Annotated in this window: 18 protein-coding genes; 10 read left to right on the forward strand and 8 right to left on the reverse strand. The window is 53.2% G+C overall.

Annotated features, from left to right (window positions below; genetic code table 11):
* The first annotated feature begins 39 nt into the window (after positions 1–39).
* Positions 40–828, forward strand: a complete 789-nt coding sequence (locus C9I98_RS24065; RefSeq protein WP_107272566.1) for a sporulation protein — start codon at positions 40–42, stop codon at positions 826–828.
* Between the two features lie 122 nt (positions 829–950).
* A complete protein-coding gene (gene trhA, locus C9I98_RS24070) occupies positions 951–1,610 on the forward strand; it encodes a PAQR family membrane homeostasis protein TrhA (RefSeq protein WP_107272567.1) in 660 nt (219 codons plus the stop codon).
* A gap of 67 nt (positions 1,611–1,677) precedes the next feature.
* Here trhA and C9I98_RS24075 read toward each other — a convergent pair whose 3' ends face one another.
* The 5 genes from C9I98_RS24075 to def all read right to left on the reverse strand — a co-directional run bounded on the left by C9I98_RS24075 (position 1,678) and on the right by def (position 7,572).
* Positions 1,678–3,123: a TrkH family potassium uptake protein gene (locus tag C9I98_RS24075; RefSeq protein WP_036822819.1), complete on the reverse strand. Its 1,446-nt coding sequence runs from the start codon at positions 3,121–3,123 to the stop codon at positions 1,678–1,680.
* Positions 3,124–3,128: 5 nt separating this feature from the next.
* On the reverse strand, positions 3,129–4,523 hold the full coding sequence (gene trkA / locus C9I98_RS24080; protein WP_338049211.1) for a Trk system potassium transporter TrkA: 1,395 nt from the start codon (positions 4,521–4,523) through the stop codon (positions 3,129–3,131).
* Between the two features lie 165 nt (positions 4,524–4,688).
* Positions 4,689–5,969 (reverse strand): 16S rRNA (cytosine(967)-C(5))-methyltransferase RsmB, encoded by a 1,281-nt coding sequence (rsmB, locus tag C9I98_RS24085; RefSeq protein ID WP_036822825.1) that lies wholly within the window; start codon positions 5,967–5,969, stop codon positions 4,689–4,691.
* A gap of 107 nt (positions 5,970–6,076) precedes the next feature.
* Positions 6,077–7,021 (reverse strand): methionyl-tRNA formyltransferase, encoded by a 945-nt coding sequence (gene fmt / locus C9I98_RS24090; protein ID WP_107272568.1) that lies wholly within the window; start codon positions 7,019–7,021, stop codon positions 6,077–6,079.
* Positions 7,022–7,050: 29 nt separating this feature from the next.
* The gene (def, locus tag C9I98_RS24095; RefSeq protein ID WP_036820434.1) at positions 7,051–7,572 is read right to left on the reverse strand and encodes a peptide deformylase; all 522 of its coding nucleotides are present in this window, start codon (positions 7,570–7,572) and stop codon (positions 7,051–7,053) included.
* A gap of 287 nt (positions 7,573–7,859) precedes the next feature.
* On the opposite strand from def, the gene C9I98_RS24100 reads away from it, so the two are divergent.
* Genes C9I98_RS24100 through C9I98_RS24115 form a run of 4 tightly spaced genes read left to right on the forward strand, consistent with a single transcriptional unit; the run spans position 7,860 to position 11,077 of the window.
* Positions 7,860–8,918 carry a LysM peptidoglycan-binding domain-containing protein gene (locus C9I98_RS24100; RefSeq protein WP_036820437.1) on the forward strand — a complete coding sequence of 353 codons (1,059 nt, stop codon included), beginning with the start codon at positions 7,860–7,862 and terminating at the stop codon, positions 8,916–8,918.
* Positions 8,911–10,005: a DNA-processing protein DprA gene (gene dprA / locus C9I98_RS24105; protein ID WP_107272570.1), complete on the forward strand. Its 1,095-nt coding sequence runs from the start codon at positions 8,911–8,913 to the stop codon at positions 10,003–10,005. The genes C9I98_RS24100 and dprA overlap by 8 nt, the downstream gene beginning before the upstream one ends.
* Before the next feature lie 2 nt (positions 10,006–10,007).
* Entirely contained in the window at positions 10,008–10,481 is a 474-nt protein-coding gene (locus C9I98_RS24110) for a DUF494 family protein (RefSeq protein WP_036826639.1), read from the forward strand.
* 35 nt (positions 10,482–10,516) lie between these two features.
* Entirely contained in the window at positions 10,517–11,077 is a 561-nt protein-coding gene (locus tag C9I98_RS24115) for a DNA topoisomerase family protein (protein WP_036826636.1), read from the forward strand.
* Positions 11,078–11,164: 87 nt separating this feature from the next.
* On the opposite strand, the gene C9I98_RS24120 is transcribed toward C9I98_RS24115, so the two are convergent.
* Positions 11,165–12,277, reverse strand: a complete 1,113-nt coding sequence (locus tag C9I98_RS24120) for a 5-(carboxyamino)imidazole ribonucleotide synthase (protein WP_036826632.1) — start codon at positions 12,275–12,277, stop codon at positions 11,165–11,167.
* Entirely contained in the window at positions 12,277–12,765 is a 489-nt protein-coding gene (gene purE / locus C9I98_RS24125) for a 5-(carboxyamino)imidazole ribonucleotide mutase (RefSeq protein ID WP_036826629.1), read from the reverse strand. The genes C9I98_RS24120 and purE overlap by 1 nt, the downstream gene beginning before the upstream one ends.
* A gap of 200 nt (positions 12,766–12,965) precedes the next feature.
* Between purE and tsaC the strand changes: the two genes are divergently transcribed.
* The 4 genes from tsaC to C9I98_RS24145 all read left to right on the forward strand — a co-directional run bounded on the left by tsaC (position 12,966) and on the right by C9I98_RS24145 (position 15,627).
* Complete coding sequence (tsaC, locus tag C9I98_RS24130) at positions 12,966–13,523, forward strand: L-threonylcarbamoyladenylate synthase type 1 TsaC (RefSeq protein ID WP_107272571.1); 558 nt, start codon at positions 12,966–12,968, stop codon at positions 13,521–13,523.
* A 6-nt stretch (positions 13,524–13,529) separates the two neighbouring features.
* Entirely contained in the window at positions 13,530–14,435 is a 906-nt protein-coding gene (gene hemF / locus C9I98_RS24135; RefSeq protein ID WP_036820710.1) for an oxygen-dependent coproporphyrinogen oxidase, read from the forward strand.
* A gap of 94 nt (positions 14,436–14,529) precedes the next feature.
* Complete coding sequence (aroE, locus tag C9I98_RS24140; RefSeq protein ID WP_036820713.1) at positions 14,530–15,351, forward strand: shikimate dehydrogenase; 822 nt, start codon at positions 14,530–14,532, stop codon at positions 15,349–15,351.
* A 12-nt stretch (positions 15,352–15,363) separates the two neighbouring features.
* Positions 15,364–15,627 (forward strand): DUF1488 family protein, encoded by a 264-nt coding sequence (locus C9I98_RS24145; protein WP_036820716.1) that lies wholly within the window; start codon positions 15,364–15,366, stop codon positions 15,625–15,627.
* Here C9I98_RS24145 and C9I98_RS24150 read toward each other — a convergent pair.
* The gene (locus tag C9I98_RS24150) at positions 15,624–16,172 is read right to left on the reverse strand and encodes a gamma carbonic anhydrase family protein (RefSeq protein ID WP_036820720.1); all 549 of its coding nucleotides are present in this window, start codon (positions 16,170–16,172) and stop codon (positions 15,624–15,626) included. The genes C9I98_RS24145 and C9I98_RS24150 overlap by 4 nt on opposite strands.
* Between the last annotated feature and the right edge of the window lie 285 nt (positions 16,173–16,457).

Raw genomic sequence — 16,457 nt, forward strand, 5'->3', positions numbered from 1 at the left:
CCGCCAGGTGGCTGCCAATCCAGAGCAAGGGAGATGCAGATGTCATTGTTTCGAAAGAGCTTAGCCAGTGTAGGCATCGGTGCGGCACGGGTGGATGCCGTGGTTCAGCATGATGTGTTGATCCCCGGCGATGTGCTTAACGTCGATGTCCAAGTCCATGGCGGCAAGGTTGAGCAGAGTATCGATAACATCCACCTACGGCTGTGCTGCCGTTATGAGGAAGAGGTGGAGGTGAGCCGCGGCGATAGCCAGCATCGCAAAGAAAAGGTCAGCCAAACTTGCGTGCTGGCCGATTGGTCCCTGCCCTATGCTTTCACCATTGCAGCCGATGAGGTTCGCCATTTCGATGTCGAGTTATCGTTGCCTTACAACACCCCGATCACGATTGGCGATGCCAAGGTTTGGCTGGAAACCCAGTTGGATATTCCGATGGCTATCGACCCCAAAGATCAAGACGGCCTGACCGTGCGCCCCGATCCCTTGATGGATGGGGTGTTCAACGCCCTTGAGCTGGCGGGACTTCGCATTCGCCAGGTGGAATGCGAGGCCGCCAGCGGCTTTGCCCTACCCTTTGTCCAAGAATTTGAGTTTGTCCCGGTATCGGGGCCATACCATGGCCGTTGGCGTGAGTTGGAAGTGGTGGCCTACCGCGACGAAGAGAGCTTGCAGCTCTGGTTTGAAGTGGATCGCCGCCAGCGGGGGCTGTCTGGCATGTTGGCCGGATTGCTGGGACGCGGGGAGTTGAAGCGCCATTGCGAATTGCCGGCGAACCTCCACCCGCAGCAGGCTGGCCAGCAAGTGCTTGAGTTTTTGGATCAGGTAACGTGAGCCCGCCCGTGCCGTAGCACTCCCCGATTGTAAGAATTATTTATTTCAGCGTACACATGTACGCTTAATTGTGCCATACTGCTTATCTATTGAGCTTTAACTCTATTTTTGGGATTAAACAAATGGATAAGCAGCTAGCGACAGAGACCGGTTATTCGGTTAAAGAGGAAGTAGCCAACAGCGTAAGCCACGGACTGGGAATGGTGTTTGGCATCGTCGGTTTGGTGTTGCTGTTGGTTCAGGCCATTCGGCTGGATGCCGATGCGATGAGCATTGCTAGCCTGAGTATTTACGGCGGCAGCATGATTTTGCTCTACTTGGCCTCCACCCTTTACCATGCGATCCCCTTCGAGCGGGCCAAAAGGGCGCTTAAAACCTTTGACCATTGTGCCATCTATTTGTTGATTGCTGGCACCTATACCCCATTTTTACTGATCTCCTTGCGCACCCCGCTGGCGATGGGGCTGACGGCGGTGATTTGGGGCATTGCGCTGGTGGGGATCATCCTCAAGATTGTCTTTGTCTATCGCTTCAAGCGGCTGTCGCTGGTGACTTACCTGACCATGGGGTGGCTGTCGTTGGTGGCAATCTATCAGTTGGCAGTGTCGCTATCGACCGGTGGGTTGGTACTGTTGGCTGCGGGCGGCATCATCTATTCGTTGGGGGTGGTGTTTTACGTCAATAAGCGGATCCCGTACAACCATGCTATCTGGCACTTGTTTGTCTTGGGCGGCACGGTATGCCATTTCTTTGCCATATACTGCTATGTTAAGCCTGTCTAATAACAAAAAAGAGAGCCGCGGGCTCTCTTTTGGGTTCTGGTGTGTAGCTTTGAAGGCGTATCGGCGCCTAGTCGCGCCAGAAGGCCGGGAAGAACAGTACCAACACCGTCAAGATCTCCAAGCGCCCCATCAGCATGCCGAAGCTCAGGGTCCACTTGGCCAAGTCCGGCAGGGTGGCAAAGTTGCCCGTTGGGCCGATAACATTCCCCATTCCCGGGCCGACATTGGCGACGGCAGTGGCTGCCCCGGTGATGCTGGTGATGGCATCCAAACCTAGCATCCCCAAAATCGCGGCAACCACCACGATGGTGATGATGAACGTCAGGGCGAAGGCCACCACGGAGCGAACAATGCCATCGGTCACCGGGCGTGAGTTATAGCGTTGGATAAAGACGCCCGAAGGGTGGATTAACTGCATCATTTGCTTGCGCAGCAAGGCAAAGGCCACCTGGAAGCGGAAAATCTTGATCCCGCCCGATGTCGAACCTGAGCACCCCCCTACCAGCATAATGAAGGCGAAGATGATCGTCGGGAACGGCCCCCAGGCCGTGAAGTCATCAAGGCCGAAGCCGGTGGTGGTGACCACCGAGATGATATTGAACAGCGACACCCGGAATGCGTCGATAAAGGCATAGTCGAGCTGCCAGGTTAGCCACAGTGCGACTGCCAGGCCGGCACTAAGCACCAAGATTGTGAACCCCCTGATCTGCGCATCCTTTAACAGCGGTTGCGGATCTTTTTTGCGCATGGCTTGCACGAACAGCAAGAACGGCAGTCCGCCGGCGAACATGAACAAAATAGCGACCCAGTGGGCGCTGTTCGAGAAATGGTTCATCGACCCATCGGAGGTGGAATAGCCCCCCGTCGATAGCGTGGTAAACGCATGGTTGATGGCATCGAAGGTGTTCATTCCCGTCAGTAGGTAGCCGACAAAGCATAACCCCGTCAGGCTGAGGTAGACGTTAACGATATTCTTGGCAACGCTTTTGGTGCGCGGTGAGCTTTTATCCGACCAATCCGAGGATTCGGTTTGGAACAGGCGCATACCACCGACGTTGAGCATTGGTAAGATGGCTACCCCCATCACGATAAACCCAATCCCGCCAAGCCATTGCAGGGTCGATCGCCAAAGCAGGATGCTTGGTGCCATGGTATCCAGGCCGCTGAGCACGGTAGAGCCGGTGGTGGTGATCCCGGACATGGTCTCGAAATAGGCATCGGTAAAGCTAATGTGGTTGATAAAGACAAACGGCAGGGCGGCAAACGCGCTGGCGATAGTCCAAACCAAAGTGGTGATCAGGAACATGTCCCTCACCCCTAGCTTAAACTCGCTGCCACGGCCCACGGTCAGGCAAACAAAGGCGACGGCGTGGGTAATGAGCACCGCGGTGGCAAAGTCGATAAATCCCGCGGTCCCGGTGACAAATGCCACCAGGGTCGGGATGTACATGAACAGGGCGATCTTGGATAAGACCAGCCCGATCACGAACAAGATGGGACGATAGTTGACCATAGGAATTACAGGAAGAACGGGCTTGGTTGGAACAGGCGTTCAACGTCTGGGATATACTTCTTGTCGACCAGGAACATGACCACGTGGTCATTCTGCTCGATGACGGTACGGTCGTGGGCGATCAATACTTCGTCGCCGCGGACAACGGCACCGATGGTCGTACCTGGCGGTAGCTTGATGTCGCCAACGGCCTTGCCGACAACCTTTGAGGTGCTGGCGTCGCCGTGGGCTATCGCCTCGATGGCTTCCGCGGCACCGCGGCGGAGCGAGGAAACGTTAACGATATCGGCCTTGCGGACGTGGGTCAGCAGGGCCGAGATAGTGGCTTGTTGCGGGGAGATCGCAATATCGATAGTCCCGCCCTGTACCAAGTCCACGTATGCCCCGCGCTGGATCAGCACCATCACTTTCTTGGCACCCATACGCTTGGCCAGCATGGCAGACATGATATTGGCTTCATCGTCGTTGGTCACGGCGATGAAGACGTCGATCTGCTCGATGTGCTCTTCGCTCAACAACTCCTGATCCGAGGCATCGCCGCAGAACACGATGGTGTTCTCCAGCATCTCCGACAGGTTCTCCGCCCGCTCCGGATTACGTTCGATCAGCTTGACGCTGTAGTTTTGCTCTAGGCGTCGGGCGAGGCCAGCCCCGATATTACCGCCGCCGACAATCATCAGGCGTTTGTAGGGTTTCTCCAGGCGCTGCAATTCACTCATTACCGAGCGGATATGGTTGCTGGCGGCCACGAAGAAGACTTCGTCGTCGGCTTCGATAATCGTGGTGCCGCGCGGGCGGATCGGGCGGCCCTGGCGGAAGATAGCCGCTACCCGGGTATCGATATGGGGCATGTGCTCGCGCAAGGCGGATAGTGCGTTACCCACCAGCGGGCCGCCGTAGTAGGCCTTAACCGCAACAAGGCCAACCTTGTCTTCGGCGAAACCGACCACCTGCAGGGCACCAGGGTATTCGACCAGGCGCTCGATATAGCCGGTTACCAGTTCTTCCGGGGCAATAAGGTGATCAACCGGCACAGCATCGGACTGGAACAGGGACTCTTTTTCCTTGAGGTATTCCGGCGAGCGTATACGCGCTACCCGGTTCGGGGTGTTGAACAGGGTGAAGGCTATCTGGCAGGCGATCATGTTGGTTTCATCGGAGTTGGTCACCGATACCAGCATGTCGGCATCTTGCGCGCCGGCTTCGCGCAAGGTGCGCGGGTGGCTGGCAAAGCCCTGGACAACCCGTAGGTCGTATTTGTCTTGTAATTCGCGTAACCGCTCTGGGTCCTTATCGACGATAGTAATATCGTTGTTCTCGCCAACCAGGTTTTCGGCAAGGGTACCGCCGACCTGACCAGCACCGAGAATGATAATTTTCATAGCATGTGCCTGATTAATTGAATCGTTGTAGGTTACTACGCTTCTGGGCAAGGATCATTCAGAACGCCACCCATTTAGAATAACTTAGTTTTCAGCTCTGGGAGAAGTCAGTGATTTTCCCCGCTTACAGCGACGAAAAAGCGGAACTTGGTAACCAAGTTCCGCTTATCGCTTTTCTCTATTTTATACGGATTTTTTTACAACTGCGTAGTAAAAACCATCCATATCATGCTCGCCCGGCAATATTTGACGGCCTGGGTTGTCATGCTCGCTACCGATAAGCACGGCGTCGGCGGTACGTGCCAGGAAAGCCTTAACCTGGTCGCGGTTCTCCTGAGGCGTGATTGAGCAGGTTGCATAAACCAAGGTACCGCCCGGTTTCAACTGCTGCCACATTGCATCGACGATTTCCGACTGCAGTTGTGCCAGCGCATCGATATCTTCGGCGCGGCGTAGCCATTTGATATCGGGATGGCGGCGGATCACCCCGGTTGCCGAACAAGGGGCATCCAATAGGATGCGGTCGAACTTGTCACCCTGCCACCATTGCTCCGGGTAGCGGGCATCGGCACATAACACCTGGGCATCCAGGTTCAGGCGCTGCAGGTTGTCATAAACACGCTTTAGGCGGGTGTCGTCACAATCAATGGCGACCACCTTGGTATCCGGCTGGCGCTCCATGATGTGGGCGGTCTTGCCGCCAGGTGCTGCGCAGCAGTCCAAGATCAGCTCGCCGGCTTGGGGCTGGAGGTATTCAACCGACAGTTGGGCTGCGGCATCTTGTACCGATACCCAGCCATCGCCAAAGCCCGGTAGCTTGGTGACATCGCAAGGTTTATGCAGTTTCAATGCGTCAGGCGCCTCCGGGTGGATATCGGTTTCGATACCTTCGGCGGTCAGTAAGGCACGGTACGCATCGCGGTCGTGGTGTTGGCGGTTGACGCGCAGCCACATCGGCGCCTTGGTATTGTTGGCGTCGACAACCGATTCCAATTGCGCCGGGTAGCTATTTTTCAATAGCTTCAGCAGCCAGCTCGGGTGGCCGTAACGGCCGGCATCATGGCTGATCGCCTGCTGGTCGAGTGTTTGCTGCTGGCGTTGGTAGTTGCGCAAAATGGCATTGATCAGGCCGCGTAGCTGGGGCTTTTTCAGGTTCTTGGTGGCATTGACCGTTTCCGCCACAGCGGCATGGGCTGGAATGCGCATGTAGCCCAGTTGGTATAAGCCAACCAGGATCAGGTGGTGGAAAACACGCTGTTTACCCTTTAGAGGCTTATCCATCAACTGGTTGGTGATTGACTCAAGGCGGGGTAGCCAGCGTAACACACCGTAGCAAATTTCTTGAAGCAGGGCGTGGTCACGCTCTTTGATGTCTTGTTGCGCAGCCGGCAAGGCGTTGGATAGCGACTGGCCTTGATCAACGACTTGGTAGACAACTTTGGCCGCAGCGGCTCTTACATTCATGCGGTTTTCCTGATGTTCCGGTACTACCCAATGGGCGACATTGGCTCGGGATAGATTTCCGGTAGTAAAAATAACAAGGCCAGTGCAAGCACTGGCCTTGGTGGTGCTTACAGTACAGTGCCGGGCTCAAACCACTCGCGGCGCGAGTTGAGTAAATCTTGAGCCTGCATGGCTTTTTTACCCGGAGGCTGAATTTCAAGCAGGCGAAGCGCCCCCTTGCCGGTGGCCACGACAATACCCTGCTTGTCTGCAGATAGGATAGTGCCCGGTGCTTTGCCTTGGGTGTCGGCTTCAACCTCGGCCCGCCATACCTTGACGTTTTGCTCGGCGACAGTGAAGTAGCTCATCGGCCATGGGTTGAAGGCACGGATACAGCGCTCGATGGCGTCGGCATCCATGGTCCAATCGATTTTTGCTTCTTCTTTGCTTAGCTTTTTGGCGTAGTTGGCTTGCTCGTCGTCTTGCTTGGTCGCTACCGCAGTGCCGTTGGCGATATCCGCCAAACAATCAATCAAAGCATCCGGGCCAAGGTTGGCCAGCTTCTCGTACATGGTGGCACTGGTGTCGGTCGCTTCGATGGGCAGTGTGGCAATTTTCAGCATGTCGCCGGTGTCGAGGCCAATGTCCATCTGCATGATGGTGACACCGGTTTCGGCGTCGCCTGCCCAGATAGAGCGTTGGATCGGTGCCGCGCCACGCCAGCGTGGCAGGATAGAGCCATGCACGTTGATGCAGCCCAGTTTCGGAGTATCCAACACTGGCTGAGGCAATAGCAAGCCGTAGGCGACAACCACCATGATGTCAGCATCCAGGTCGGCAAGCGCTTGCTTGGCTTCGTCTGACTTGAAGTTTTCTGGTTGGTAAACCGGAATATCGTGCTCAAGGGCGATGTTCTTAACCGGGCTGGCGGTGAGTTTCTTGCCGCGGCCAGCTGGGCGATCCGGTTGGGTATAAACGGCGATAATGTCATGCTGCGAAGACAACAACGCCGCCAGGTGACGGGCGGCGAAGTCTGGCGTACCAGCAAAAACAATTTTCAAAGGTTTGCTCAAGGTAGCGTCCTTAAAATTAGGTGGGCGAATTAGGCTTTATTCGCGTGTTTTTCGTTGTAGCGTTTGATCTTGGCCAACTTGTCTTGAATGCGCTTGCGCTTCAGCGGCGACAGGTAGTCGACAAATAGCTTGCCTTCCAAGTGGTCAAGCTCGTGCTGAACGCAAATTGCAAGTAGGTCATCGGCCTCGAAGCTATACTCGTTGCCGTCACGATCCAGGGCTTTTACCGATACTTCAGCGGCACGGTTAACCAATGCACGTGCACCCGGTACCGATAGGCAGCCTTCTTCAATGCCGTCTTCGCCACGCTTTTCAGTGATCTCCGGATTGATCAGTACCATCGGCTCATTGCGCTCTTCCGACAGATCGATCACCACGATACGCTGGTGGATATCCACTTGCGTTGCCGCCAGGCCGATACCTTCTTCGTCATACATGGTTTCAAGCATGTCATCGACAATCTTTTGGATTTCGGGAGTTACGGCTTCAACGGGTTTGGCAACGGTGCGTAGGCGCTCGTCAGGGAATGTTAATACTTGCAATACAGACATAGTTTCTCTTTTTTAAAGACAGTACCGATAACAGGGGTCACTTAGTTGCTCTAATTCTAGTCATTTTAGCAATCAAATAACAGTACCCGTTCACATAGGCCGGCAACTCAGCTTGAGTTGGCCGGCCGCGGGGCGGGTAGCCGAGGTTGGGCTACGACGGATGTAACAACTTTCTGCGAAAGGAGAGATCAGCCGAAAACTTGGTTTTTGCTCTTGGCTTGCGCTAGACAGCGGGGGTTGGCAATGACAGCCTGATCCCATTGTTGATGTGGTTTCAGGGAAGGAACATGCGCCTGCGGATTTGGCTGTTGGTTGTCGCTTATCTCGGAATGGTTGGCCTGGCGGTTGGTCAGTCGCTGCCAGTGAACCCTGGGGCACCCTCGGTATATGTGGTAAAGAAAGGCGATACCCTTTGGGATATCTCGGCACACTTTTTATCAAGCCCGTGGTTGTGGCCGCAGCTTTGGCAGCAGAATCCGAGCATTGAAAACCCCCACCTAATCTACCCCGGCGATCAAATCCACTTGGTTTGGGTTGATGGCCAACCACAACTGCAAGTGAAGAGAACCATTAAGCTATCGCCAACCGTTCGGGTGGTCCGGTCCCCGGTGACGACCATCCAATCAACCTTGATGCTTCCCTACCTTGCTCAAGACAAGCTGTTAACCCCGGAAAGCTTGGCACGCCTCCCCTATGTCATTGGTGATAGCCGTGCCAAGGGGTATTTGGCGCAAGGCGATACCTTGTGGGTGGATACCGAGTTGGAGCCCGGCGAGGAGTGGTGGATATACCGGCCGGATCAATCGTTCCAGCGTGATATTGGTGATCGTGAGGTGGCACGTGTCGTCGCAATGAAAGAGATCGCGAAGGGAAAGGTGACGGACTATGCCGACGGGCAAAGTGCGCTTGAGCTGCTGGTATTCTCGCAAGAGATCAGGCAAAACGATGTGTTGTTGCCTGCCCCGTTGCCGAGCGAGCAGCTTGATATGAGTTTCAGTCCTTCCCTGCCGCCATCATCTAGTCATGCCCGGGTGTTAGGCCACCTTAGCCATATGAACTATATTGCTACCCAAGATGTGGTGGTGGTCGATCTGGGGCATCGAGATGGGATAGCCGCCGGCAATATCTTCCAGCTTTACCGCGCCGGTGCCAAGGTGTCGGGTAGCAAAGGTGAATATCAGTATCGGGCGTCCGGTCATAAGGTGTCGTATGCCTTGCGGGATATCGCGATAGGCGAAATCATGGTTATTCGCCCCTATGAGCATTTCAGCCTGGCGGTGGTGACAAAGGCAGTAGAGCCATTTTCACCCGGTGTGATTGCCTTGCCCCCTTCCCAAGATGACTGAGCATCGTGCTTGGCTGCAGCTAGCCAGTGTTCCGTCCCTTGGCGGGAGCAGGATCCGGCGTTTGCTTGAGCGTGTGGCCCCCGCAGAGCTTTGCAGCTTACCGGAAAGGGAGTTGCTGCAAATTGGGATGACGGCCAAGCAAGCGAAAAGCTTGGCTTCCCCTCCGATGGCCAAGATAGAACAAGCCTTGTTATGGGCTGAGCAGCCCAACCAGTCTATTTTAACTTTCGATAGCCCAAGCTACCCCAGTTTGCTAAAGGAGATCGCCTCCCCTCCCCCCGTGCTCTTTGTCCGCGGCAATCCCAGCTGGTTGTCCGAGCCCCAGATTGCGGTGATAGGTAGCCGCAACGCCAGTATCGACGGGCGGGAATCGGCTTACCAATTTGCGGCTTCATTGGTTGCCGCTGACTATGTGGTCACCAGCGGGCTTGCGCTGGGTATCGATGGCCAAGCACATGCTGGTGCCTTGAAAGGTGGCGGGGCAACGGTGGCGGTATTGGGAGCTGGGCTTGATAAAATTTACCCTGCCCGGCACCGTGAATTGGCACTGTCGATTTGCGAACAAGGGGCGTTGGTATCGGAGTTTTGGCCAACGGAGCCACCAAGGCCGCAAAACTTTCCTCGCCGTAACCGAGTGATCAGCGGGCTGTCGGTTGGCGTATTGGTTATAGAGGCTGAACAAAAAAGTGGTTCGCTGATCACCGCCCGTTATGCCCTTGAGCAAGGACGGGAAGTGTTTGCCCTACCCGGCTCTATCCATCACCCCGGCAGCCGGGGCTGTCATGCACTGATAAAAAATGGTGCTAAATTGGTAGAAACGCCGGTCGATATCTTTGAGGAGGTTGGTGCGCTAACCGAGTGCGTAAAAAATAATCAAATAGACTTGCCGCTGCCACAACCTGAAAATGAAAAATTGCCATTTCCAGCGGTGTTGGCTAACGTAGGCAATGAGGCAACACCCGTAGATGTAGTTGCTGAGCGTTGTAAGCAACCCGTTCATGAAATCATGATGCAGTTACTCGAACTTGAGTTGCTCGGGGCGGTTACTTCGGTACCCGGTGGCTATATCAAAACGAGGAGGGGCTAGTTATGATGGATATTCTTATGTACCTGTTTGAAACCTATATTCACAGTGATGCTGAATTGATGGTTGACCAAGACGAACTTTCAGAAGAATTGTTGCGGGCAGGCTTTCACCAAGACGACATCTATAAGGCGCTGACATGGCTTGAGAAGCTAGCCGCGTTGCAAGAAACTGAAGATACGCCATACATGAACACCAGCGCGGTGACATCGATGCGTATTTATACCTCGCAAGAGATGTCGCGCCTTGATATTACTTGTCGTGGCTTTTTGACCTACCTTGAGCAAATTCATGTCCTTGGTGCCGATACCCGTGAAATGGTGATCGACCGAGTGATGGAGCTGGAAACGGCTGATTTCTCTCTGGATGACTTGAAGTGGATTATCCTGATGGTGCTATTCAACGCTCCGGGTAACGAAAGCGCCTATAGCCAGATGGAAGAGCTACTTTATGGTATCGAAGACGGGTATATCCATTAACGGTAGGCGTTAACTACAAAAGATAGTCGAGCAGTATGTCTGGTAAAATCAACGAGCAACTTTTCTCTGCCCACGAGCATGCGTTGGAGCACCAAGAGTCATGCCCCAATTGCGGCATTGAACTGGTGATCCGCAATAGTAAGCGCGGCCCATTTTTGGGGTGCGGGGGCTATCCTGACTGCGACTATATCAAGCCTTTGAACCATAATGATGGCCATATCGTGAAGTACCTTGGTCAGCCTTGCCCGGACTGTGGTGAAGAGCTGTTGCTGCGCCAAGGCCGGTACGGTATGTTTATCGGTTGCAGTGGCTACCCCGGCTGCCAGCACATAGAGTCGCCGGAAAAGAAAAAAGCGGAAAATACCCAGCTTGCCTGCCCTGATTGCGGCAAGGGGCATCTGGTTGAGCGAAAATCGCGTTATGGCAAAGTATTTTACGCTTGCGATCAATACCCATCATGCCGGTTTGCGGTAAACAATAAGCCGGTGGCGGGCAGTTGCCAACAGTGCGGCTTTCGTTTGCTAATAGAGAAAAAGTTGGCAAGTGGCACTAAGCTACAGTGCGCAGATCGCAAATGTCATCACTATCAAGAGTAGCGAGCGTGATGCCCGAAGCGGCAACCCAATATAAATGCAAAAAAATAGCCAGCATCTAGTGCTGGCTATTTTTTTATCTCAAGCGGTTTATTGCAGTACTGGAAATGCCACGGGATCAAGCTCTGAGGCAAGTTGCTTCAATACCGATTGCAGCTCGTCTGACGTACCGGTACAGACATTGATATGCCCCATTTTTCGGCCCGGGCGCTTTTCTTTGCCATACCAATGTACATGGCACTGCGGTGTTGCCATTACCGATGGTGGTAGTTTGCTTTCGCCCAGAATATTCAGCATTGCTGTTGGGCGTACCAACGCCGTGCTGCCTAATGGTAGCCCACATACCGCGCGTAGGTGGTTTTCGAACTGGCAGGTATCGGCGCCCTGTTGGGTCCAATGGCCCGAGTTATGCACTCGCGGAGCGATTTCGTTAACCAACAACGTGCCTTTTACATCAAAGAACTCAATGGCCAATACCCCAACGTAGTCCATTGAGTTAGCCAGTGCTTTGAACATCCCCTCGGCTTGGGCCTGAAGTTGATCATCATTGGCCAGGGCTACAGATAGGCTCAAGACGCCATCGGTGTGGGTATTTTCTGCCAGCGGGTAAACAGCAATATTGCCCTGTGCATCGCGGGCGCCAACGAGCGAAACTTCGCGGTCGAAGGGAACAAATTCCTCGGCAACGATGGCTTGGTTGGGCGTTTCAGCCAAGAAGGTCGCCATTTCGCTCCAGATCTGATCGGCATCCTCAACTTGTTTTAGGCGCCATTGTCCTTTTCCGTCGTAGCCGCCCAGCGCACTCTTCAATACCATTGGGGTGCCGACATGCTCAATGGCCGCTTGCAGATCCTCGCGGCTGTTTACCAGGGCATATTTTGCATTGGCAACGTTGGCATTATCCAGCAGTGCCTTTTCCAGTCGGCGATCGCCACCTGCCTTGATCGCATCAGCAGTTGGGCGGAATTTGCCGCTAGCTTCGCAGATATCAAGAATTTCATGTGGGATGTGCTCGAACTCAGCGGTGATCACATCGGCATAGGTGATCGCGGTATCGAGCCCTTTTAGCATCAGGTGATGGGTCAGCGGGTGGACCACATTGCCAGTACCCACATCATAGGCAAAAACCTCAATATTAAGCGGCGCACCTGCCAATGACATCATGCGGGCCAGTTGGCCGGCACCAAGAACCAAGACTTTCATTATGCGTCCTCAGCCGGGTTTGGATTGCTAAGCACGGTGTCAGTTTGTTCTTTGCGGAAAGCGTCAACAGCGGCCATAACGCTGCTATCTTGGGTACCAATAATCTGCGCGGCTAGCAGGCCGGCATTGGCAGCACCAGCATCCCCAATCGCTAAGGTCCCGACTGCTACGCCTTTAGGCATTTGGACAATAGACAGCAGAGAGTCCATGCCTTTCAGGGCGCGTGACTGCACGGGTACGCCGAGTACTGGTAGGCTGGTAAAGGCGGCAGTCATGCCAGGCAGGTGGGCGGCACCACCGGCACCGGCAATGATCACTTTGATGCCACGGTCATGGGCTTGCTCTGCATATTCGGCTAGCAGGTGAGGAGTACGGTGTGCTGAAACAACTTTGGTTTCATAAGCAATATTGAAGCGGTCTAGCATCTCGGCTGCATGTTGCATGGTCGGCCAATCAGACTTAGAGCCCATGATGATTCCAACTTTCATCCCGATCTCCTTAGGATAACTACACTGTGAAGGTTAATAATGCATTCTGGGCGGCATTATACGGGGATTTTTTGTGAAGGAAAACGTTTGCGTCGGTGAAATTAAAACAATCGCCGGGGAACATGGAGTTGTGGTAATGGAGTCGGTAAGATAGGTAAAAAGAAAGTTACAAATTAGCCTAAAAAAAGAAAGAGGATGACGTGGAGAACCTAAACCAAGTTGTTGATGCCTTGCAGCAAGGGGAAGTCATTGCCTATCCGACCGAAGCAGTATTCGGTGTGGGATGCGATCCTGATAGCGAGTCTGCCGTGCACAAGCTATTGGCAATCAAGCAGCGCCCTATCGAAAAAGGCCTGATTTTGATCGCAGCCAACTATGAGCAGCTATTACCGTATATCGATGACAGCCAACTTACGGATGAGCAAAAGCAGCGTATTTTCTCATCTTGGCCGGGGCCGGTAACCTGGGTGATGCCAACTAAGCCTGGGGTTCCACGTTATCTGACGGGGCAATTTGATACTATCGCTGTGCGAGTAACGGATCATCCCCAGGTGCAGGTATTATGCCAAGCATTTGGTAAGCCTTTGACGTCGACCAGTGCCAATTTGACCGGGCAAGAGCCAGGCCGAAATGTGGCGGATGTTGAGCAGCAGTTAGGCGATCAGCTTGCTGCCATACTGCAAGGTGAAACTGGTGGCCGTGTTAACCCATCAGAGATCCGCGACGCAATTACGGGCAATATATTCCGACAAGGATGATCAACTATGCAGGATGTAAGTAAAGAGGCAGTAAAAGCCTTCTTATTGGATCTACAAGACAGGATCTGCCAAGCCATCGAAGCTCAGGATGGCCAAGCAAGTTTCGAGCAGGATGAATGGGAGCGAGAGTTAGGTGGCGGCGGCCGAAGCCGAGTGTTGCGCGATGGCCATGTGTTCGAGCAGGCCGGGGTTAACTTCTCTCACGTCTTTGGTACAAAGATGCCGGCTTCAGCCACGGCCCATCGACCTGAATTGGCCGGGCGCAGTTTTGAGGCAATGGGCGTATCTTTAGTGATCCACCCACGTAACCCCTATATCCCAACTTCCCATGCCAATGTGCGTTTTTTTATTGCCGAGAAAGAAGGTGAGCAGCCTGTTTGGTGGTTTGGTGGCGGCTTTGACTTAACCCCATTCTACCCTTTCGAGGAAGATTGCCAGCATTGGCATGATACGGCGAAATCACTGTGCCAACCTTTTGGCGATGAGGTTTATCCTGAGCACAAGACTTGGTGCGACAAGTACTTTTATTTGCCGCACCGCCAGGAAACGCGAGGTGTGGGTGGTTTGTTCTTTGATGACCTGAATCAGTGGGGTTTTGAAAAGAGCTTTGCTTATATGCAGGCTGTGGGGAACGGTTACCTGGATGCTTACTTGCCGATTGTCGAAAAGCGACAAGCGACACCTTACGGGGATCGCGAGCGCCAGTTTCAACTCTACCGTCGGGGTCGTTATGTTGAGTTCAACTTGGTTTACGATCGTGGTACGTTGTTCGGGCTGCAGAGCGGCGGCCGAACCGAGTCAATCTTGATGTCGATGCCACCATTGGCACGCTGGGAGTATAGCTATACCCCTGAACCAGGTACTGCCGAAGCAGAGTTATACGATAAATACCTTACACCGCGTGAGTGGTGATAACTTTTGAATTTGATGGCGGGATAGGTGCGAGCCGGCATTTGCTGCCGTGGCGCTTCATCCTCTGCTAGCTTTAAATACACGGATTTTCTGCATGGATAAGTATTTGGTCTTTGGCAACCCAATTAGCCAGAGCAAGTCGCCTTTCATTCATACCTTATTTGCGCGCCAAACTGGGCAAGAGATGACTTATGAATCGCAGCAACCAGAGCCTGATGGCTTTGTTGCTGCCGCAACGGCTTTTTTTAACAGTGGTGGTCGAGGGTGCAATGTAACGGCGCCGTTTAAGGAAGATGCCTTTGCGTTCGCTACCCGACTTACCGAGCGAGCACAATTAGCCGGGGCTGTTAATACCCTGAAAAAGCTTGATGATGGTGAAATTGTCGGCGACAACACCGATGGCGAAGGGCTGGTACAAGACTTGTTGCAGAATCAGGTTGAGCTTAAGGGTAAGCGGGTTTTACTCGTGGGGGCTGGCGGTGCTGCCCGCGGCGTGTTGCAGCCTTTGTTGGCACAAAACCCACAGCAGGTAGTCGTGACCAATCGAACCGAAGCGAAAGCTGAACAATTAGCGACTCTCTTTTCGGCCCATGGACCGGTTACCCATATTGCGATGGAAGAATTAGCCAAGCCGGAATTCGATATTATCATCAATTCCACATCTGCTGGGTTGAGTGGGCAGCTCCCTGCCCTGCCAACCACTATCATTAAGCGAGAAATGACTTGCTACGATATGGTGTACAGTGCACAGGTAACGGCATTTAACCAATGGTCAATTGACAATGGTGCAGGTAAAACGCTTGATGGCTTGGGCATGCTGGTGGGCCAAGCTGCTGAGAGTTTTATGCTGTGGCGTGGTATTCGCCCGGGAGCCAAGCAGGTACTGCGTGAGCTTCGTCGGTTGCTACAACAATAATACGAGTGGTAAATGAACCAAGATATCCTATTTCCTGATATTCAAAGTTGGGATCAAAAACAGCAAGCGGTCAGTTTTCCTGCTCAACAGGCAGGTGCCCTGATCACTTGTTGGGTTAGCCTTGATTGGCTTCAGCAGCGAGCAAGCCTGCAGCTAGAGAATGAGTCTGATATTCTGGCTACGTTCAGTGCCCACCGATTTGACTTGGAGGAGCTGGCGGAAGCACTGATCGAAGATGAGTCTTTTAATGATGACGGTGAAATCGTCATTAATTAGTTATTTTCGGCGTTTGAAAGGTAGTCATTCTTCAATCTGACGTAATTTTCAGCTGAAGTGAGTAAAAAGGCACGTTCATTGTCATTCAGTGGCCGTGCTTGTTTTGCCGGGCTTCCGATATAAAGAAAGCCGCTTTCGAGCTTTTTCCCTGGCGGTACCAAGCAACCTGCCCCAATAATCACATCACTTCCGACGATTGCGCCGTCCAGGATAATAGCGCCCATTCCAACCAGAACCCGATCACCCACATTGCAACCGTGAAGCATGGCCTTATGGCCTATGGTGACATCATTACCGATGAGTAAGGGGTGTCCTGCTGGTTTGGTTGTGGTTTTTCTTGTTACATGGAGGACTGTTCCGTCCTGCACGTTACTGCGATCGCCTATCTTTATATGGTTTACATCTCCCCTTGCGGCGACAAGCGGCCATATGCTGGTGTGGTCACCCAGTTCGATATCACCCACTAAGAGAGCAGAAGGATCGATATAGCTGGCTTCACCTATTGTTGGCGAAATACCTTTATAAGGGCGTAATGGTGAGTGCATTGCGAGGTTTCCTAGTTTTGTTTGTTATTTAGTGACTAAATATGGTGTGATTTACACCGAAAACAAGTGTTTTGGGTAATAATTGCGCGCTTGGGGTGGAAAGGTGATTTTTTTTCAAAAAGTCGCTTGCCAACGTGATCGAAGTCTCTATAATGCCACCTCACTGACACGGAGCACGGCAACTTAAGCCGCTAACCAATCAGTATTGTTCTTTAACAATTTGACCATGCAATCTGTGTGGGCACTCGTGAAATGATAGTCAAAAGATTTATCAATGAAACTGAG

The sequence above is a fragment of the Photobacterium sanctipauli genome, assembly GCF_003026495.1.
GTDB classification, from domain to species: Bacteria; Pseudomonadota; Gammaproteobacteria; order Enterobacterales; family Vibrionaceae; genus Photobacterium; species Photobacterium sanctipauli.